The 19,419-nt window shown below is 67.9% G+C and carries 16 protein-coding genes and 1 pseudogene; 7 read left to right on the top strand and 10 right to left on the bottom strand.

The window, feature by feature from the left end; all coding sequences use genetic code 11:
- Window positions 1-213: 213 nt before the first annotated feature.
- From ACGFU7_RS26015 to ACGFU7_RS25990, 6 genes are all read right to left on the bottom strand, one after another.
- On the bottom strand, window positions 214-867 hold the full coding sequence (locus tag ACGFU7_RS26015) for a response regulator (RefSeq protein WP_393698704.1): 654 nt from the start codon (window positions 865-867) through the stop codon (window positions 214-216).
- A 1-nt stretch (window position 868) separates the two neighbouring features.
- The gene (locus ACGFU7_RS26010) at window positions 869-2,059 is read right to left on the bottom strand and encodes a sensor histidine kinase (protein WP_393698702.1); all 1,191 of its coding nucleotides are present in this window, start codon (window positions 2,057-2,059) and stop codon (window positions 869-871) included.
- 5 nt (window positions 2,060-2,064) lie between these two features.
- Window positions 2,065-4,281, bottom strand: coding sequence for an MMPL family transporter (locus ACGFU7_RS26005; RefSeq protein ID WP_393698700.1), 2,217 nt, complete (start codon window positions 4,279-4,281; stop codon window positions 2,065-2,067).
- A gap of 89 nt (window positions 4,282-4,370) precedes the next feature.
- Window positions 4,371-4,580 (bottom strand): hypothetical protein, encoded by a 210-nt coding sequence (locus ACGFU7_RS26000; RefSeq protein WP_393698698.1) that lies wholly within the window; start codon window positions 4,578-4,580, stop codon window positions 4,371-4,373.
- 197 nt (window positions 4,581-4,777) lie between these two features.
- Entirely contained in the window at window positions 4,778-5,611 is an 834-nt protein-coding gene (gene bla / locus ACGFU7_RS25995; protein WP_393698696.1) for a class A beta-lactamase, read from the bottom strand.
- Between the two features lie 373 nt (window positions 5,612-5,984).
- On the bottom strand, window positions 5,985-6,746 hold the full coding sequence (locus ACGFU7_RS25990) for an SMI1/KNR4 family protein (protein ID WP_393698695.1): 762 nt from the start codon (window positions 6,744-6,746) through the stop codon (window positions 5,985-5,987).
- 472 nt (window positions 6,747-7,218) lie between these two features.
- Here ACGFU7_RS25990 and ACGFU7_RS25985 point away from each other — a divergent pair, with 472 nt between their 5' ends.
- On the top strand, window positions 7,219-7,824 hold the full coding sequence (locus tag ACGFU7_RS25985; RefSeq protein ID WP_393698717.1) for a chorismate mutase: 606 nt from the start codon (window positions 7,219-7,221) through the stop codon (window positions 7,822-7,824).
- A gap of 119 nt (window positions 7,825-7,943) precedes the next feature.
- Window positions 7,944-8,279, top strand: a pseudogene (locus tag ACGFU7_RS25980) (Tn3 family transposase); the annotation flags it as partial.
- A gap of 59 nt (window positions 8,280-8,338) precedes the next feature.
- Here ACGFU7_RS25980 and ACGFU7_RS25975 read toward each other — a convergent pair.
- Window positions 8,339-9,280 carry a LysR family transcriptional regulator gene (locus tag ACGFU7_RS25975; protein ID WP_393698694.1) on the bottom strand — a complete coding sequence of 314 codons (942 nt, stop codon included), beginning with the start codon at window positions 9,278-9,280 and terminating at the stop codon, window positions 8,339-8,341.
- Window positions 9,281-9,582: 302 nt separating this feature from the next.
- Between ACGFU7_RS25975 and dnaE the strand changes: the two genes are divergently transcribed.
- From dnaE to ACGFU7_RS25955, 4 genes are all read left to right on the top strand, one after another.
- A complete protein-coding gene (gene dnaE / locus ACGFU7_RS25970) occupies window positions 9,583-13,179 on the top strand; it encodes a DNA polymerase III subunit alpha (RefSeq protein WP_393698692.1) in 3,597 nt (1,198 codons plus the stop codon).
- Between the two features lie 299 nt (window positions 13,180-13,478).
- The gene (locus ACGFU7_RS25965; RefSeq protein ID WP_393698690.1) at window positions 13,479-14,489 is read left to right on the top strand and encodes a recombinase family protein; all 1,011 of its coding nucleotides are present in this window, start codon (window positions 13,479-13,481) and stop codon (window positions 14,487-14,489) included.
- Between the two features lie 75 nt (window positions 14,490-14,564).
- Window positions 14,565-14,879, top strand: a complete 315-nt coding sequence (mihF, locus tag ACGFU7_RS25960) for an integration host factor, actinobacterial type (RefSeq protein ID WP_393698688.1) — start codon at window positions 14,565-14,567, stop codon at window positions 14,877-14,879.
- A 121-nt stretch (window positions 14,880-15,000) separates the two neighbouring features.
- The gene (locus ACGFU7_RS25955) at window positions 15,001-15,348 is read left to right on the top strand and encodes a substrate-binding domain-containing protein (RefSeq protein WP_393698686.1); all 348 of its coding nucleotides are present in this window, start codon (window positions 15,001-15,003) and stop codon (window positions 15,346-15,348) included.
- Between the two features lie 24 nt (window positions 15,349-15,372).
- Here ACGFU7_RS25955 and ACGFU7_RS25950 read toward each other — a convergent pair whose 3' ends face one another.
- The 3 genes from ACGFU7_RS25950 to ACGFU7_RS25940 all read right to left on the bottom strand — a co-directional run bounded on the left by ACGFU7_RS25950 (window position 15,373) and on the right by ACGFU7_RS25940 (window position 18,248).
- Window positions 15,373-16,245, bottom strand: coding sequence for a DMT family transporter (locus ACGFU7_RS25950; protein ID WP_393698684.1), 873 nt, complete (start codon window positions 16,243-16,245; stop codon window positions 15,373-15,375).
- Window positions 16,246-16,441: 196 nt separating this feature from the next.
- Window positions 16,442-17,095, bottom strand: a complete 654-nt coding sequence (locus tag ACGFU7_RS25945) for an HD domain-containing protein (protein ID WP_393698682.1) — start codon at window positions 17,093-17,095, stop codon at window positions 16,442-16,444.
- A 73-nt stretch (window positions 17,096-17,168) separates the two neighbouring features.
- Window positions 17,169-18,248: an NAD(+)/NADH kinase gene (locus ACGFU7_RS25940; RefSeq protein WP_393698681.1), complete on the bottom strand. Its 1,080-nt coding sequence runs from the start codon at window positions 18,246-18,248 to the stop codon at window positions 17,169-17,171.
- Window positions 18,249-18,525: 277 nt separating this feature from the next.
- On the opposite strand from ACGFU7_RS25940, the gene ACGFU7_RS25935 reads away from it, so the two are divergent.
- On the top strand, window positions 18,526-19,416 hold the full coding sequence (locus tag ACGFU7_RS25935) for an alkaline phosphatase family protein (RefSeq protein ID WP_393698679.1): 891 nt from the start codon (window positions 18,526-18,528) through the stop codon (window positions 19,414-19,416).
- Window positions 19,417-19,419: the final 3 nt, after the last annotated feature.

Here is a 19,419-nt window from a genome sequence, read left to right as displayed (position 1 = left end):
GGCGACCCGGCCCTGGCGACATGAGCTCACGGCCGCATTCCACCGCCTGGCCGCACTGCCCCGCCCCGCCAGCTGACTCGCCGTCCCCGCCCACCCCGGCTCAAGGACCTCGGAGAACCCGACCACGCGTCGGGCCCTCACCATGCCCACCGGCCGACGCGGCCTCAAACAACCCCTCTCAGCCACCCAGCAGCCCCAACTGAAACGCCGAGGCTAATGCCGTCGGAGGAGGCCGCCGTTCATGGCGACAACGACCGCGCGTGTGCGGTCACTGACGTCGAGCTTGGCGAATATCCGCAGGAGGTGGGTCTTCACCGTGGCCTCCCCGATGAACAGGCGTCGGCCGATCTCCGCATTGGACAGTCCGTCGGCCACCGCGTCGAGTACCTCCGACTCGCGCGGGGTGAGTGTTACGGGCGCGGGCTGCCGCATTCTGGCCACCAGCCGTTGCGCGACACGCGGGGCGAGGACCGTCTCGCCCCGGGAGGCCGAGTGGATTGCTTCGACGAGTTGGTCGCGGGTGGCGTCCTTGAGGAGATATCCGGTGGCTCCCGCCTCCACGCCGCGCTCGATGTCCGCATCGGTTTCGTACGTGGTCAGGATCAGCACCCGGGTCCGCCCGGGGCCCGAGACGATCTCGGCGGTGGCACCCACCCCGTCGAGAACCGGCATCCGCAGATCGACGAGTGCCACATCCGGCTGGAGCTGTTCGACGAGCCGCACGGCCTCACGGCCGTCGCCGGCCTCGCCGACGATGTCGATGGTTGGTTCGGAGGCCAGCAGCGCGACGAGCCCGGCGCGCATCACCGTATGGTCGTCGGCCAGAATGATGCGCAGGGGGCTCTGTGGCGGTGTTGGAGCTGTCATGTCATGCCTGACCGTTCATGGGGATGGTCACGAGGATCCGGGTGCCGTCGCCGACCGAGCTGGTGACGGTGAGCTCGCCGCCGAATTCGGCGAGGCGTCTGCGCATGCCGTTCAGACCGAAACCGTGGGACTCCTCCACCACGAATCCGCATCCGTCGTCGGTGATCTCCAGCTCGATGCCGTGGAGGTGCCGTGCCAGAACGACGCCCACTGCGGAGGCCGACGCATGCTTGCGGATGTTGGCCAGGGACTCCTGGGTGCACCGCAGCAGTGCGATTCGGGTCGGCTGGTCGCACTCGGCGTCCGTCAGTTCTGCCAGTTCCGCCGTGACGGTGAGCCCGGTGTCCTCGGTGAACCGGTCCAGGGTCCGGCGCAGGGTCGTGGCGACCGATCCGGCAGCCACGCCGCTGCGGGGCGCGGCACCGACCAGGACCCGGGCCTCGGCGAGGTTCTCCCGGGCGGTCTGCTCGATGGACTGGAGCTGCTGGGCACTTCGGTCGGGGTCGGCGCAGAGCCCGGAGCGGGCCGCCTCGGCGAGCACGATGATGGAGGCGAACCCCTGGGCGAGCGTGTCGTGGATCTCCCGTGCGAGTCGTTCGCGTTCCTCCGCCGCGCCCTGGCGCTGGTACACCTCGGACAGTTCCAGTTGGGTGGTCTTCAACTCCTCTCGCAGTTGGGCGCGTTCGTCCCGCAGGGCCAGCGCCTTGGGTGTCAGCACCGCGATCAGTACGCCCACCGCGTACACCCCGAGGGACGAGATGGTGTTGGTGGTGAGGACGTCGGCTCCCCAGCCTTCCCTCAGGGTTCCGCCGACAGTGATCGCCAGGGCGCCGAAACCGCTGTAGATGATCGCGGACCGAGGGCTGTTCACGAAGATGACGAACTGCGCCAGCGTCACGGTGTACAGCACTCCGAAGCCGTCCCCGAGGTAGGAGAGAGCGCCCAGTGCGAGGATCAGCACGCACAGATAGCCGTACGGGCTCAGTACCGGGTTGTCGGGGAAGCCGCGCACGAGCCCGCAGCAGAGTGCGAGTACGGCCAGCAGCGCCAGCAACCCGTACTTGGTAGCGGTAGGAGTGTCGCCCACGAGTGTGAGCAGGCCGATGAGGGCGATGAGCGCCCAGGACAGACCCTCCCACCAGTGGAGCGCCCATATCCAGAACGGGTCGCCGCGCTGCGGTCGTTGAAGCATGTCCGTCAGATTACGTTCTGGAGCGTGCGGGTGGTGGGGGCGGCGTTCGCTGCCCGCCGCGAGGGTCGCAGGGGCCACCAGGCGCGTTCCCCGAGGAGCAGCAGGATCGACGGCAGGATCATCATCCGGATGACCACGGCGTCCAGCAGCACCGCGACAGCCAGGCAGAAGCCCATCTGCTTCATCTCGGTGAGGTGCAGGAAGACGAACGCGGCAAACACTGTGACCATCACCATCGCCGCGCTGGTCACCACCTTCGCCGACCGGCCGATGCCGTCCAGCACTGCGGCGCGGGCCGTCATTCCGTGATCCATGGCCTCCTTGATCCGGCTGACCACGAACACCTGGTAGTCCATCGACAGACCGAAGAGGATCACGAAGAGGAAGAGCGGCACGCGCGATGCGATCGCGCCGAGCGAGTCGAAGCCCAGCAGGCCCTCCGCCCAGGTTCCTTGGAAGACCGCGACCAGTGCCCCGAGCGCGGCAGCCGCGGACAGCAGATTGAGTACGACGCCGATCAGGCCGATCATCACCGAGCGGAAGGCCGCCACGGTCATCACGAAGGTCAGCAGCAGCAGGAAGCCGATGACGAGCGGCAGTTTGCTGTTCTCGTGCGTCACGTAGTCCTGCCCGCGGGCCACATCACCGCTCACCGCTGTCTCCACACCGGGCAATTCCCCTATGGTGGCAGGCAGGTATCTCTTGCGGAGGTGGTCCAGTGACGCGATCGCCCGGTCGGAGGGCGCGGGGTACGGCACAGCCAGCTCAAGCACACTGATCCGGCCGTCGGCCGAGGTGTGTACCGTCGGTTCGGTGTTCCGGGCGAACAGCGGATCCGTCTGGGCCCGCCTGCCCAGTTCCACCAGAGCCTGCTTCACCTGTCCGGCCCGGTCCGGGGCGGATCGGGCGACGACCTCGTGCTTGACGAGGAGTTCGGGGAACTTCGCGGTCAGCCGGTCGTACACCTGCATGGCCGGGATGGAGCGCGAGAACGTGTCCTTGCCCGGGTCGATGAGCTTCAAGCCGAGGGCCGGCGCTGCCACAGCGAGCATGACCAGTACGGATACGCACAGGGTGATCGCGGGACAGCGCTGTGCGGGCCGCATCAGGGCGCCGAACACCCGCCCGTTCTCGGGCTTCGCCGGCTTCGTGACCACCGGTTTGCCCCGGCGCGCCAGCCGGGCGGCCTTCTTGGCGGCTCGGCGTTCCGTACGATGACCGATCTTCACCAGCAACGCGGGAAGCACGGTGAGAGAACTGACCATGGCGACCGCCACGACCAGGATGGTGCCCGTCGCCAGGGACGAGAAGATGACGTCGGTGGCGAGATAGAGGGTGGCGGTGGAGACGATCACCGCAAGACCGGAAACCACGATGGCGCGGCCCGCCGTTGCCGCCGCGAGCTCCACCAGTGCCTCGGAACCGAGCCGGCCGTCGGCGCGAGCCCGTTCCTCGCGCTCGCGCTTGAGGTAGAAGAGCGTGTAGTCGACGCCCACCGCCAGACCGATGAGCAGGATCATGTTGGTCCCGACCCCGGGGTCCGGGAGGAAGTGGGAGGCCAGCATGGCCAGGCCAAGGGTGGCGGCGATCGAGGAGAGCGCAAGCAGCAGCGGCACACCGGCCATGACCACCGAGCCGAAGACGAGCAGCAGGATGACGAGCGTGACCGGCAGGGTGATGCGTTCCGACAGGGCGAGGTCTTCACCACGCTGGTCGTTGACGCCGTTGCTGATGGCGGGCGATCCGGTCTCCTCCACGACGAGGCCGGGGTGGCCGGCGGCCACCTTCGCCGTCTGGCCGAGGAGCGGAACGACATTCTTCCTGCCGTCCAGCTCAGGGCCCTTCAGGACCACCGTGACGCGCAGAGTCGTGCCGTCCTTGGAACGGACCGGGGCCGCCACGCTGTCCACCTCGGGCAATTCGGCCATCCGGCCTGTGAGGTCACGGACCGCGGAAGCGGCCGCCGCCGTGTCCAGTGGGCCTGACCGGGAGGAGATCATCACGTGTTCGGTGGGACGGCGCTGCAGCCCGCCTTCGGTCGCCATCGATTCGGCGTGCCCCGCCTCCCCCACCCAGAAGTCCTCGGTGGTGGCCGCGTTGCTGCCGGCGGCGATGCCGGCGCCGAGGCACAGAATGACGAAGACGAACCAACCGGTGATCGCGCGCCACGGATGCCGGGCGCTCCAACGAGCCATACGTACTGGGCGATTGAGGTTTCTCATGCCTCACATGCTGGTCCGCGGGACCAATCCCCCGGCAGCCTCTACCGGTTGAACCGGACGTCCACCAGTCGGTGGACACAGGGAGCTCGTCAGACGTCCCTGCGTACGCACGGCAGCAGGCCGGTGGGCTCGTCGAGGACCTTTTCTATCCCTCCGGTGGACGCCAGCGTGTCGTTGCGCCGACTGTGCCCGCCGCTGAGAGCCACGACGCGGGCGTCGCCGCCCGCCTCGTGGACGTTGAGGTGGCCGACGATGTGGTCGACATGGGTGTTCTCGGTGCCAACGATCCCGATACGCATCAGGAGAGGCCACCTTCACGGTGGCAGGCTGGTTGAGCGCTCTCTCCCGGCCACTGGGCGGGCGCCCCTGGTGCTGTCGCTACGGCTGACGACGGCACGGCGGCTGCCGACGGGGGCACCGAACCAGAGCACCCATGCTGCGCCGGCAGAGCGCGGCCACCGGCTCGACGGTCCCGACCGCACAGCCGCGCCGGACGTCAGTCGAGGGCAGTTGCCAGGATGTCAGCGGCCTTGGCGATCAAAGGGTCGTCCGCCTCGGCATCGACGTCGTGCTTGGTAGACAGGACAGCCATCACGATCGGCCCCTGACCGGAGGGCCAGGCGATGCCCACGTCGTTCGCGGTCCCGTAGCTGCCGGTGCCGGTCTTGTCGCCGACCGTCCAGCCCCCAGGAAGGCCGGCGCGCAGGCGTGTGCCGCCAGTCTTGTTGGCCAGCAGCCACCCGGTCAGTCGCCGCCGGTCCCCCGCCTCCAGGGAGCGCCCGAGGGCGAGCCGCGCGTAGGTCCTGCCAATGGCGCGGGGGCTGGTGGTGTCGGTCGCACGCCCTGGTTCCGCCGAGTTCAACTCCGGCTCCCAGCGGTCGAGCCGGGTGACCGAGTCTCCGATGGACCGGCAGAAACGGGTGACGGACGTCGGTCCGCCGAGCTCATCCAGCAGGAGGTTCGCCGCGGTGTTGTCGCTGTGCGAGATGGCCGCGCCGCAAAGACCCTCAACTGTCATCCCATGCGCGAGGTTCTCGGGCAGACCGGTCACGGGCGCGCCTCCCGACCTCTTGGTGTCCTGCTCCGTGTAGTGAATGACCTTCGAAAGGAACGTCCCGTCACGGTCGAGGTCTCTCAGGACGGCCCCGACGGCCAACGTCTTGAACGTCGAACACATGGGGAAGCGCTCATCCCCCCGGTGGAGGACGCTCCTGCCCGTCACTGTGTTCCACCCGAACACCCCCAGCCGAGCGGCATGCTCCCGTTCCAGGTCTTGTAACCTCCGCACCGCCTCGTTCCCCGGGCTGTGGGCGTACGCGGCCGATGTCATGGGAACAGCGCTCAGCGCCGCCCCCAGGCCACCGGCGAGCACTACACGGCGTGACGCACCCCTGCTTGACTTCAAGATCTCCTGCCTCCCTGCCCGTGTGGTCGTACTGCCTGCACACGACGCTTCCGGCAGCCCAGCGGTTGCACCCGGCAGCAAGTTGGCCCCGTCCAGGCCCTGTTCCTGTACGGCTGCGACCACCCGACACATCACTATCCGTAGCGGATCAGAGGTATGCCTGCCCGGTTCCTCTGTGGGTGTCGTTCCGACGTCACGATGTCACCTGCGGGACGGGCGACTCCTGGGAGACGACGGACCCCTGTCTGTGTGGCCCACCGCGCCCGGCTCCGGCGACCCCGCGGAGGCCGGGGCCCCGTCAGGCCCGGTCCGCACTCAGCCAGCCGAGCAGATCGTCCGTCAGCAGGTCGCCGTCCGCTTCGATGTCCTCGTCGATCGCGCCTAGATCCAGGTGGTACACACGGGTGCGGTCGCGGCCGTGGCGGCGCATGAACAGTCCGCCGCCCCCGCTGTCGTCGCCGACCAGCACCCACTCGGGCGCGTACCGGGGCACCTCGAAGGTCTCGTTGCGTTCCTCGATGCAGTGCGGCCCGTAAACCAGAACGCCGTTGTCGAGCAGCACGCCCGGCGTCGACCGCCACAGACGGGCGACCGCGGGATTGGGGCCGTCCCCGAGCCCGCGCAACAGCGACACCTGAACGGCCAGAAACCCGGCGAAGGACTCCGCCACCGGATACTCACCGCCGTCCAGACCGTCACGACGTACGACCGGATGCTCCCCGTCCCCGGCTTCCCCTGTCCGATCGAGGGCGAAGTAGTAGCTGTCACCGCAGTCGGATTCGATACCGAAGCACAGCCTGGTGCCACTCAGCCGCCACCGGGCGGTGACGGCGTCGTATGCGTTGTCGGCGAACCCGGCCGGCGCGACCGTCGCGATGTCCACGTCCCCAACCCGGCCTTGGCCGTATCCGGCCAGCCACCACCGGTACGACGGCGGCAGCGGGCCGACGCGCGCTTCGGCATCGCGGATCATCGCCTCCGACACAGCGACGGCCGGCCTGCGGCCGAACTCCGGTGGTCCTTCGACCAGGTCTCGTAGTTGTGTCAGGTCAGGTCTCACAGCTCAGAGTCTGCCAAAGTATGCCGCCGGGCGACGCCCGGCACGGCGGATCGAGCGTTGAGGCGTGGGGCCCCTGGGAGTGCGCAGGCCGGAGGGACTGCGATGACGTGCTCGATGAGGCGGGGCACCGACCTGTACGGTCCACGGCATGGTTGAGGAACTCGACGCCGGTCAGGTTCCGCGTGGCGGGAAGCCGGACCGGGGACGGGCATGGGCCTTCATCCATGATTTTGCCGCAGCGTGGGTCGGACCCACTTGCCGATGTCAACGGCACAGGGGCCGAGGCGCTGGAGCGTGCCGAGGAGTGTCTTTTCCACGGCCGCACCGCAGGATGCAGTGTTCGTTACCTCGGCCCACGCCCCGGCGTTCTCCCTGTCCATGGCCTGTGCGTGACGCGCCCACTGTGCTCCTCGCACCATCGACCGATCGGCAGGGAACTCCCGTGCAACAGACGTCAAAATCAGGCCACTTGCTGACTGCAGCCGCAGCTGTCGCCGCAACGGTGCTGTTCGCCGGAGTGGCCGCTGCGACCCCGGCGTCCGTGGCCACGACGCACACCGCCACGACCACCGCGAGTGGTGCCGGTCCGCACTCGCCGCTGTTCTCCATCACCGGCCTCTCCGCCCGGCGCCTCGCCACCGGCGACCTGGTCGCCGCAGCCAAGTGGGGTACCGGCAGCCCCATCGACGACCCCGCCAGGGAGCAGCAGGTACTGGACGCCGTGGCCGATCAGGCGCGGCAGTTGGACGCGGATCCTGAGGTGACCCGGCGGATCTTCCGGGACCAGATCGAGGCGAACAAGGTGGTGCAGCGTGGGCTGCACCGGCGGTGGCAGGACGATCCGTCCAAGGCACCCACGGTGCGCCCCGACCTGAGTGAGGTGCGCAAGGAGGTCAACCGCATCAACGAGGCACTCGTTCGAGCCATCGCTGCCTCGGCAGTGCACCGCTCAGCGCCGCTGTGCGGCGTCGCGCTGGCCGCCGCTGCGGTACGCGTGCGCCACGAAAGGCACCTCGATGGACTCCACACGGCGGCGCTGGGCGGCTCCCTGAAGTCCGTCTGTGGTAGCCGCATCTGACGTGGCGGTGCCGGCGGCGCCCCGGCCGCCATCACCCCGAAGGCGCAATGAGATGCTGCCTCGGATCCTGCCGCGTCGAAGACGGTCACCGCTGCCTGCCGGACCGGCGAGCCAGTCACCTCCAGGAGTCCCGCCACAACCTCGCCCGGAACATCTGCCACGGCAAGAAGGGCACCATCCACCAGGCGTACCGGGACGGGATGGAGGATCAGTTGGGCTCGCTGGGTCTCGTCTTGAACGCCGTGGTGCTCTGGACGACCAGGTACATCGACGCCGCTGTCGCCCAGCTCCGCGCGGAGGGGCATGAGATCCGCGACGAGGACGTGGCCCGGCTGTCCCCGCTCAAGCACAAGAATCTGAACGTTCTGGGCCGCTACAGCTTCACCGCCTCCCAGCCGGGCGACGGGCTGCGGCCGCTGCGCGACCCGGACGCCGTCGGCCTGGACGAGGAGTAGGGAAGCGAGGCGCCCAACATCTCCTCCGGCCGTCGGCTCGTGGCGTTGCTGTCGCCAGCCTAACTCGGAGGGTGCTGAGCCCACTTCGGTGTCCAGATATCCCCTTCGGGGCGTCCGGGGTATGCGGAGCTGAGGTGGGTGCGGAGCGCGGTGAGGGCAGGGTGCGGGTTGTCGGTGCGCCAGAGCAGTGAGTGCGGGTAGACCGGGATCGGGCTGTGTAGGGGGATGCGCCTCAGGTCATGGCCGGCGGGCCAGACGAGAGGGGTCTGCTCGCTGACGAAGGTCGCCAGCGTCGAGGAGCTCGCGATCGTGTCGAGGAGGGGCTCAATGCCGAAGTCGGGGCCGATCGAGTCGATGGTGAGCCCGAACGCGGTGGCGAGTTCGTCGTAGTAGGCGGCCCACTCGGTTCCGGGGACGTTGCCGGGCATCCAGATCCGACGCCCGGCGAGCTGGGCGGGAGTGACCTTGCGAGCGGCAGCGAACTCGTGGGCTGGTCCGGTGAACAGATGGAGGGGCTCGTCGAAGACCGGGGTGGCCTCGATGCCGTCGGGGAGTTGGCGCCCGGGCATGGTGACGGCGCGGAAGGTCGCGTCGATCGTTCCGGACCGGATGGCGGCGATGGCCGCCGCGGAGTCCAAGAGGGTCACCACATCGAGGTCGACGTCGGGGTGCGCGCGATGGAAGTCACGCAGCAGTCCTGCCAGAGAGAGCTGTCGGCCGATCACGTCGACGCGTAGCGGGCGGGTGCCTGGCTGTACGGAAGCGGCTGCCCGCTCCTCGGCTTGAAGGAGAGCCCGGGCGTGGGGCAGGAACGCCTGGCCGTCGATCGTCAGCCGGGCCCCGCGAGCTGTGCGGCTGAACAATTGCACGCCGAGGTCCTTCTCCAGCACGGCGATGCGCTTGGAGACGGCCTGCGGGGTGATCGACAGGCTGGTGGCGGCTTCTTGGAACTGTCCCTCGTCTACGGCGGTGACGAAGGTGTACACGGCAGTGAGATCCACGCCGACCATCCTAGGCGATCAACCAATGGTTGAGTTGTAGGGGTGAAATAGTTGTTTGATTCCCTTGCGCACTGGCCGCTTTGATGTCTCTGGTCAACGTGTGGTGTTGCAGGGCGGTGCGACAGGGGAGCGATTGCCCAGGCAGGTTCGATCCTGCTGGTCACCCCGTCCACGCGATCACACCGCGACGGACCGAGCAGCCCGCCCATCTGCCGATGCCGGTGCGGTCGGTCGCTGGCAAGGTCACCATCGCGGCTCTGGTCGGGGTGGGGCTTCCTACTCGCCGCGGAGGCAACAAACCCGTGCCGGATTCTTTCGTTCACCTGCACAATCACACCGAATATTCGATGCTGGACGGTGCGCAGAAGCTGAAGCCGATGTTCGGCGAGGTGGCCCGGCAGCAGATGCCTGCGATTGCCATGAGCGATCACGGCAACATGTTCGGCGCCTATGAATTCGCTCAGGTCGCGAAGGGCTTCGAGGGCATCACGCCGATCATCGGTATCGAGGCGTACGTAGCGCCTTCCTCCCGTTTCGGCCGGAAGCAGGAGTTCTGGGGGCCGGGAGGCCGCCGCGCCGTGAGTGATGACGGTGAGGGATCGAAAGACGTCTCGGGTGGCGGCCGTTTCACCCATATGACCATGTGGGCGCGGAACGTTCAGGGCCTGCGGAACCTGTTCTGGCTCAGCACGCAGGCCAGCTATGAGGGACAGTTCCCGGTCGGTAAGCCGCGCATGGACCGCGAGCTGATCGCTGAGCGGCCGGAGGGCATCATCGCCACCACCGGTTGCCCCTCCGGCGAGATCCAGACCCGGCTGCGGCTGAACCAGTACGGCGAGGCGAAGGCCGCCGCTGCGGCTTACCAGGAGGTCTTCGGCCGCGAGAACTACTTCCTGGAACTGATGGACCACGGCCTGGACATCGAACGCAACGTTCGCGACGGCCTGTTGCGGCTGGCCAAGGAGCTGAGCATCCCTCTCCTGGCCACCAATGACGCGCACTACGTCACCGAGGACCAGGCCGACGCCCACGACAGCCTGCTGTGCATCGGTGTCGGCAAGAACAAAGATGACCCGAAGCGCTTCCGCTTCAACGGCTCCGGCTACTACCTCAAGACCGCCGCCGAGATGCGCAGGCTCTTCTCGGATCTTCCCGAAGCCTGCGACAACACCCTGCTGATCGCCGAGCGCATCGAGTCCTATGACGAGGTCTTCGACTACGTCGACGAGATGCCGCAGTTCCCGGACGTTCCCGAGGGTGAAACTCAGGAGTCGTGGCTGCGGAAGGAAGTCCTCGCGGGCCTGGCGATGCGCTACGGGAACCCGGTTCCCCAGCACGTCCTGGACCGCTTCGAGACCGAGATGACGGTCATCGGCCCCATGGGCTTCAGCTCCTACTTCCTCGTCGTGGCGGACATTTGCCGCCACGCCCGGGAGAACAAGATCCCCCTCGGCCCGGGCCGTGGCTCTGCCACCGGCTCCATCGTGGCCTACGCCACTCGCATCACCGAACTGTGCCCTCTGGAGCACGGCCTCCTGTTCGAACGATTCCTCAACCCCGAGCGCATCAACCCTCCGGATGTGGACCTCGACTTCGACGACCGCCAGCGCGACAGAATGGTCCGCTACGTCACCGAGAAGTACGGCGACGAGTACACCGCCATGGTGAACACGTTCGGCAAGATCAAGGCCAAGAACGCGACCAAGGACTCCTCGCGCATCCTGGGCTACCCCTACTCCCACGGTGAGCGGATCACCAAGGCACTCCCGCCGGACCAGAACGGCAAGTCAGCCCCGCTGGCGGCCGTCTTCGACCCCTCTCACGAGCGGTATGGCGAGGCCGGCGAGCTCCGGCAGATGTACGACAACGAGCCGGACGTGAAGCGGGTCATGGACACGGCGCGCGGGGTGGAGGGCCTGACCCGCGGTACCGGTGTACACGCCGCTGCGGTGATCCTTTCCAAGACGAAGCTGACTGACCGCATCCCGCTGCACATGCGTGCCTCGGACGGCGTGAAGATCACCGGGTTCGACTACCCGTCGTGCGAGGCGATGGGCTTGATCAAGATGGATTTCCTGGGGCTGAGGAACCTGGGCGTCATCGATCAGGCCATCGAGAACATCCGCGAAAACCGTGGCATCAACCTGGCCACCGTGGACCCCCTGGACGGCGACCCCTCCACCGTCGTGATCCCGTTGGACGACGCCAAGACGTACCAGCTGCTGGCCGAAGGCAATACGTTCGGTGTGTTCCAGCTCGACGGCGGCGGCATGCGGGTCCTGCTGAAACAGATGGAACCCACCCGGTTCGAAGACATCGCCGCCGTTAACGCCCTCTACCGCCCCGGCCCCATGGCGGCGAACGCACACACCAACTACGCGCACCGTAAGACCGGCCGCCAGGAGATCACCCCGATCCACCCCGAGCTGCGCGACGCCTTGGAGCCGATCCTCGGCAACACCTTTCATCTGCTCGTCTACCAGGAGCAGATCATGGCCATCGCCCGGGAACTGGCCGGGTACACCCTCGGCGGCGCCGACCTGCTGCGCCGTGCGATGGGTAAGAAGAAACCGGAGGTGCTGGCCGCCGAGTGGGACAAGTTCCACGACGGCATGCAGGGCAACGGATTCAGCGAGGAAGCCATCAAGGCGCTGTGGGACGTCATGCTCCCGTTCTCCGGCTACGCGTTCAACAAGTCCCACACCGCCGGCTACGGCCTCGTCTCCTGCTGGACCGCCTACCTCAAGGCCAACTACCCGGCCGAATACATGGCCGCCCTGCTCACCTCGGTGGGCGACGACAAGGACAAGGCCGCGATCTACCTCGCCGACGCCCGCAAGAACGGCGTCCGAGTCCTCCAGCCCGACGTGAACGAGTCCGTCGCAGAGTTCACCGCCGTCGGCGACGACGTGCGGTTCGGACTGCGGTCCGTACGCAACGTCGGCGACAATGTCATCGAGGCCATCGTCGGTGCCCGCCGCAGTAAGGGGAAGTTCACTTCCTTCCCCGACTTCCTGGACAAGGCCGACCTGCCCGCACTGAACAAGAAGGCCGTCGAATCCCTGATCAAAGCCGGCACCTTCGACTCCCTGGGACATGCGCGTAAGGGCCTGACCGCCATCCACGACGACGCCATCGACGCCATCATTTCCGTGAAGAAAGCGGCAAGCTTCGGACAAGACGACCTCTTCGCCGAGCTCAGCGGAGACGGCAGCGACGGACCGACCTTCGGCCTGGACTTCCCCATCGACGACGCCGAGTGGCCCCGCCGCCAACTCCTGGCAACCGAACGCGAGATGCTGGGCCTGTACGTCTCCGCCCACCCACTGGACGGCGCCGAGCACATCCTCTCCGGAGCCCGGGACTGCTCCATCGCCGAACTTCTCACCTCCGGCCGCACCACCGGAGACATCCAGCTCTCCGGGCTGATCACTAGCATCCAGCTCAAGATGACCAAACAGGGCAACGCGTGGGCCATCGTGAACCTCGCAGACCGCGACGCCAGCATCGAGGTCCTTTTCTTCCCTGCCTCCTACCAGCTCGTGCAGCACGCGCTGGCCGAGGACAACGTCATCTCCGTTAAAGGCAAGATCGAAGACCGCGACGGTACGGTGAACATCTTCGGCAGAGAGATGACGATGCTGGACGTGTCCTCGGCCGAGCACGGCGGGAAACCTCCCGTACGACTTGAACTCCCCGCACACCGTGTCACGGAGCGGTCTGTGAGCGAACTGAAGAGGATCCTCGCGGCTCACCCGGGCGACAGTCCAGTCCATCTCAGCGTCCGTGGCACACGGAAAACCACCGTCTACGCCCTGCAAGCCAGGGTGAACGCCACCACCATCGCCTCCGACGTGAAAGGCACGTTCGGAGCTGAAGCATGGGCAGGCATCGCATGATGCCAAGGACCGCCAGGTGGGATGCCATCGAGCTGCGGACATCCAAGACGACGGGCAAATCTGGCCAGATCGCCAGAAATTATGACCAGGTCCACCGAGACGGGACACCCCGGGGCGGGAGTTCGACGGGCGGAGCATCAAGGCCAGGGAGCCATTCCCAGAAACGGTCCTTTCCCGGAGCAAGATCAAGAACAGGCCGCGAAAGCGGTACGGAGCGCCGATTCACTGTCACAACCCGTTCTCACTCAAAAGTGAGTTGGGGTCCATTCTGGGAAATGTTTGTGACAGCATGCGGGGTCATGACGGACCTTCAAACCGCACTCGTGTCCGACGCCGATGATGTCGAGCGGCACCGCTGCCCCCGCTGTGACGTTCAGTCAGGGTCACCCTGCCGCTCGCGCTCCGGCGCGGTCGCCGGCACCTATCACACCGGTCGGTTCACGAAGGTTCCCCGGCTCGCGAAACTCCTGCGTGTCCCGACGCCCGCCGACCGTGGTCCGGGTCAGCCGTGGAGGCCGGGGATTCCCGTTCCGGCGGCGATCGATCCGGACACCCCGACCGCGGACATCCGGATCGGATACGCACGTTGCTCCAGTCTCACCCAGGAACTCCAGTCGCAGCTCGATGCGCTCGCCGCCAAGAGCATCCCCCGGGACAAGATCTTCGCCGAGAAGATCAGCACCCGGGTGCGGGTCCGCCCGCAGTTCGAGGCCGCCCTTGCCGCCGCACGCGAGATCAAAGCTCACGCCCCGCACTGCCGGGTGATCTTCACGGTGAACGAGATGAAAAGGCTGGGCCGGGACGCAGCCGAGCTGACCGCGCTCGCGGACCATCTCACCGCGCACGGCCTGGTACTGGAGATGCTCGCCGGGCCGCTGGCGGGAATCTACGACCCCACCGGTCCGGGCCGGCTGCTGTTCGGCTTCTTCGCGGCGATGGCGGAGACCGAGCGGGAGAACATCCGCGAGGCCACCCTCGAAGGGCTCGATGCCGCCTCCCGCAAGGGCAGGCACGGCGGCCGGCCGCCGGTCATCACCGACGACATGCTGCACACCGTGCTCCGCCGCCGGGGAAGCGGTGAGACCGTCGAGCAGGTCCAGCCGGACCTGATCATCCCCACGGGTCGGCGCAAGGGGCAGAATCCCAGCCTGTCGAGCATTTACCGGGCGCTGGCCGAGCACGAGAAGGCCCAGGCATACCCCGAGGCCATTGAGGCGGCGCACGCCGACTTCGCCATCCTCCAGGCCGCCGACGACATCCCTGGGCCCCGCCCGGCCCGCGTCGCCGAGGAGACCGCGCAAACCCCGTAAACCTGCTGGTCAATGCCCTCACGGCGGGGACATCATGGTCCTCTTCCGTGTCGTACGACGAGAGGACCACGCCTCATGGCTCTGCCCCCACTCAGTCCTGAACAGCGCCGGGCCGCGCTCAACAAGGCCGCCGCAGCGCGTAAGGAACGAGCCGCGGTGAAAGACGCCCTCAAGCAGGGAAAGCTGCCGCTGCAAGAGGTACTGGCCAGCGACTCCGAGGCCATCCGCAAGATGCCGGTCCTGTCGCTCCTCGCAGCGCTCCCCGGCATCGGCAAGGTCCGGGCCCGGAAGACCCTCACCGAACTGGAGATCTCCGAAAGTCGCCGGGTGCGCGGCCTCGGCAGCAACCAGAGGGAATGCCTCCTCGCGCACTTCGCACCGCAAGGCTGACCTGCGACTACCCCGCCACGACAGAGGACCCCGGCGATGCCGCCGAGGTCCTCTCACTGTTCAAGATCAATCTCACCGATACTGACTGTTCCGTTGGTCCCCAAGGCCGGGAAACGACCAGATGGCGCTCGGCGCGGGGTCCGCCCTGCAGGAGTCCGGCAGGCGCGTTCCGGACGACGTCGCGCTGGTCGGTGTGGACAACTGGGAGACCGTGATCAGCGGTCGGCGCACCCGCCATCTCACCGCCCTCGACACGGGGTTGGCCGCGCTGGCCGCCGCTGCGGCCCAGGTGGCCGACGGACGCGACGCCCCGGGGTGCACGCCCACCCGTGCACGCTGGTGGTCGGCGCGACGACGGCCGGGCGGCAGTCGGGCGGCTGAGCCGCCCCGGGGCGCGGGGGTCCCGGTGGTGGCCGGGTCGGCTGTGCTCACCCGGCCGAAGACCGGGTCGGAACGAATCTGCGGTTGAAGGGTGTTGAGTAGCGCTTCGCGATCACTCAGCAGTGGCGAGCCGACCGTGTGGCTGGACGGTGACGAGGGCGATCCCCGCGCAGCACACCGCGAGGAGCAGCAGTTCGGCGGCCGAAGGTGCGGGCGCGGTGTTCAGCGCCCAGTCGCCGAGGCGCACGGTGAACGGAACGGCCAGCTGCACAGCTGCCGTGAAGACGGGCCCGCGGAGCAGGATGAGCCGGTGTTGTACGAGGTAGGCGGGCGCGTAGACGGCCGCGCCCAGCACCACGATACCGCCGGTCGCGGCGAGTGTCGGCGGGTGGGCGATCAGAGTGGGCAGAGCCATCGGGAGCAGCAGACAGGTGGCGGCCGCGAGCAGCACGGGCAGAACGGCGAGGGGTGGCAGCCCCGACAGCCGATCCCGGTACAGGAACCCGTACACCGCGAACGCCATGGTTGCGGCCGCCACCAGCAGCAGCCCCGCCCCGTCCACGTCCCCCGCGTCCGCGCCGAGCGCCGCGTATCCGGTCGCCGCCGCGCAGGCCAGGACCGCCCCCGCCGCCTTGCGCGGCCCGGACCGCTCGCCGAAGAACACCGCACCCACCGCCACCGAGGCGCATGGCATCAGCGCGACGACGACGTTGGTGAGCGAGGTGCCGATGCGCGGGATGGCGAGGAGGGTGCCGGCCGCGTAACCGGCGAAGCCGAGCAGCCCCAGCAGCCATACGGTACCCGGGCGGGCAGCGGCCCGGCGCAGATCGGCCCGGCCACCCGCGGTGGAGGCAGCGACGGCGGTGAGCACCGCGCAGCACACCGCGGTGCGGCCCACGGCGACGATCAGCGGATCGGTCCCGGTGACCAGGGCCCCGGAGAGCAGCCATGTCCCGGCGAGCAGCAGCACGAGGACGACCGGCACAGCATGGCCTTTCCCTAGGGCGGCGGGAGGACGGGCAGCGGGGCTCGGAGCCGTACGATCTGCCCGGTCACCCATGAACGCCACCCCACCCGGTGGCTGTCACGGCTCTCGTTCATCACGACGAGCCGCAGCTCGGACCGCCCATCATGGTGCGCCCGGACGAAAGCGTCCACCGGCTTGCGTGCCCTGCGGGAGCTCAGTCCGGCCAGGGGGAATCCAGGATGGTGTCCACGAAGTTGCCGCGCTTGAATCCGGGTACGTAACGCTCCAGTACATCGGCTTTCACATTGCCGAACGTGGAGTCCGGCTTGGCTTCGATGCCTTCGGTGAACGCCCGGAGAATGCTCTGCTTGAAGTCGGAGCGGGGATGGAGGGCAACGATCGACGCACGGTCCGCGTCGCTGATGTCGGCGTACCCGATGCCGAGCACGTCGTACTCGACCCCCGCAGTCACCAGCGCGACCTCGGGCTCCATGAACTGTGGAATCCCCGGCGTCGTGTGGAGCGCGATCGCCGTCCAGACACGGCGGATGCTGTCCTCCGGCACGCCGTGGCTCTGCAGAAACCTCCGCGCCTCGTCGGCGCTGTCCACCTCGAACCGGCGCCCGCTGCCGCGGAACTCCTCGTTGAGCCCCAGGTCATGGAACATGGCTCCGACGTAGAGAAGCTCCGGATCGAAGCTCAGCCCCTTGTTGTGCCCCTGCAGGCCGCCGAAGAAGTAGACCCGGCGGGAGTGGTGGTAGATCAGGTCGTCGGTCGCGTCGCGCACCAGCTCGGTGGCCTCGGCGGCCAGCTTGGTGTCGGGCACCGTCACTCCGGTGGCGGCTGGGAGATCGGCGCTGCTGGGCATGTGAACTCCTTTGTCGAACGACATGTCGGTTCTGCCGTTCCGGTTCTTCGGCCTGCGGCTCTCCCCTGCTTGGTCAGCCATCGGCTGCCTCGCCCCTGTCCGCCGGGGACAGATGGAGATGGGCCAGGTCGTGCGGAACCGGGTCGTCGGGGCGGAACAGGGGCGCGCTCTCCCCGTCGGCGGCCGTGGCCGGAGCGTCCGTGAGGCGCAGACGCGTGCGCAGCCGCCCGTAGAAGTTGTGTGGCCCGAGCCTGATGACCCGCAGACGATGCGGGGCCGCGTACACCCCGATCCAGTCTCCGGCATCCAGTACGCCACGCAGTTGGCCGTCGATCGTGACCGCGCCCTGCCCCGAGTGGGGCAGGACCCGCACCGCGATCGGTTCGTCCGGTGCGGCGACCACTGTGCGGTTGAAGGTCATGTGTGCTGCGACGGGGGTGAAGATGACGGCGTCCATGCGTGGTGAGACCACCGGACCGCCTGCGGCGAAACTGTAGGCGGTCGACCCGGTGGGGGTGGCCATGATGACCGCATCGGCCGAATACGAGGCGAGGAGCCGGCCGCCGATATAGACGCCGAGACTCACCTGCCGGTCGCGTGCGAGCTTCTCCACGACGACGTCATTGAGGGCCGTGACATCCAGCGCCACGCCCCAGCCCTCCGCCGCGGCCTCCGCCTCCAGGTCGACATGGGGAGGCGGCAGCATCGGGCGTCGTCCGTAGCCCATCAGGGCATCGATGTCCTTGGGCACTTCGAGTACGCGGGAGGCCCTCATCGTCAGCGTCATGCGCTCCTCGACGTCCGCCCGCCCGCGGTGAACGGCGTCGAGCGCCCGGACGACGTCCTCGGCTGGCACCTCGGTCAGGAAACCGACCCGGCCCAGGTCGATCCCGAGGACGGCAGCGTGGTTCTTGGCCGCGATCCTGGCGCCGCGCAGAAATGTGCCGTCGCCTCCGAGCGTCACGATGAGATCGGGGTTGCCCGCGACATCGGCCTCCTCCCGTCCGCCGCGACGACGCGCGTCGTCGCGCCACACGTCGATGTCCGTGCACGGAACGGCTTCGCCCGCACACCAGTCGCGTACGACTCGCGCCGCGACAGCGGCCTCGGGACGGCCCTGGTGGACAACGACTCCCACCCGCTCGACGCTCATCTCGCTCCGACTCCCGTGTTCCGACGATGTGGCGATGTCCTGATCCCACCTTGAAGGTCCATGGGTGTGCCGGCCCCGTCGCCGGGCCGACAGAGCGTCCCCGGTCAGGCGATCGGGCCCCTGGGAAGCGCAGCATGGTCCGCCCTCTGTGCCGCAGACCGGTGGGCAAAGGTTCGCCTGCTCTTCATGCACGGGACGCGGCCGAGTCCACCCGGTGGCTCCTAGGGTTACCGCGCCCCACACCCGTGTGCTCGTCACTTCTGTCCGGAGGACAGTCATGACCGCAGTCCAGGCGTCCAGCCGCAACCGACGCTCCCTCACCGCGCTGGCCGGGGCCGTGGCTCTCGCCGCCGCCTCGATCGGCCTCTGGGCCACCACCGGCTCCACCGCACAGGCCGCCGGCCTCCCGACCCCCGATCATGTGGTGGTCGTGGTGATGGAGAATCATGCCTACACCCAGGTGATCGGCAGCTCCGGCGCCCCGTACATCAACAACACGCTCAAGGCGGGTGGCGCCGACCTCACCCAGTCCTTCGGGCTCACCCACCCCAGCGAGCCGAACTACTACATGCTGTTCTCGGGCTCCAACCAGGGCCGCACCGACGACAGTTGCGTGGGCGTCGGTTCCCTGTCCGCGCCCAATCTCGCCTCCGAGCTGATCGCCGCCGGAAAGACCTGGGCCAGCTACAACGAGACGCTGCCCAGCCAGGGTTCGACCGTCTGCAGCAGCGGTGACTACGCCCAGAAGCACAACCCCTGGTTCGGTTTCTCCAATGTGCCGACCAGCACAGCGAAGACCATGACGCAGTTCCCGACCGACTTCACCACTCTGCCCAAGGTCTCGTTCGTCGTGCCGAACCTGTGCAGCGACATGCATGACTGCTCGGTCTCCACCGGTGACACCTGGATCAAGAACAAGCTGGGTGCCTATGCCGACTGGGCCAAGACCCACAACAGCGTCCTGGTCGTCACGTTCGACGAGGACAACAAGCTGTCGGGCAACCGCATCCCCACCGTCCTCTACGGTCAGCACGTAACTCCCGGCAGCTCCAGCGGTGCCACCTACAACCACTACAACGTGCTCCGCACCCTGGAGGACCTGGCCGGCCTGACGACACACGCCGGCAACGCCGCCTCGGCGTCCGACATCACCGGCGTCTGGAACTGACAC

Source organism: Streptomyces sp. NPDC048473, assembly GCF_043200155.1.
Taxonomy (GTDB): domain Bacteria; phylum Actinomycetota; class Actinomycetes; order Streptomycetales; family Streptomycetaceae; genus Streptomyces.
This window is presented reverse-complemented; position numbering and strand designations above follow the sequence as displayed.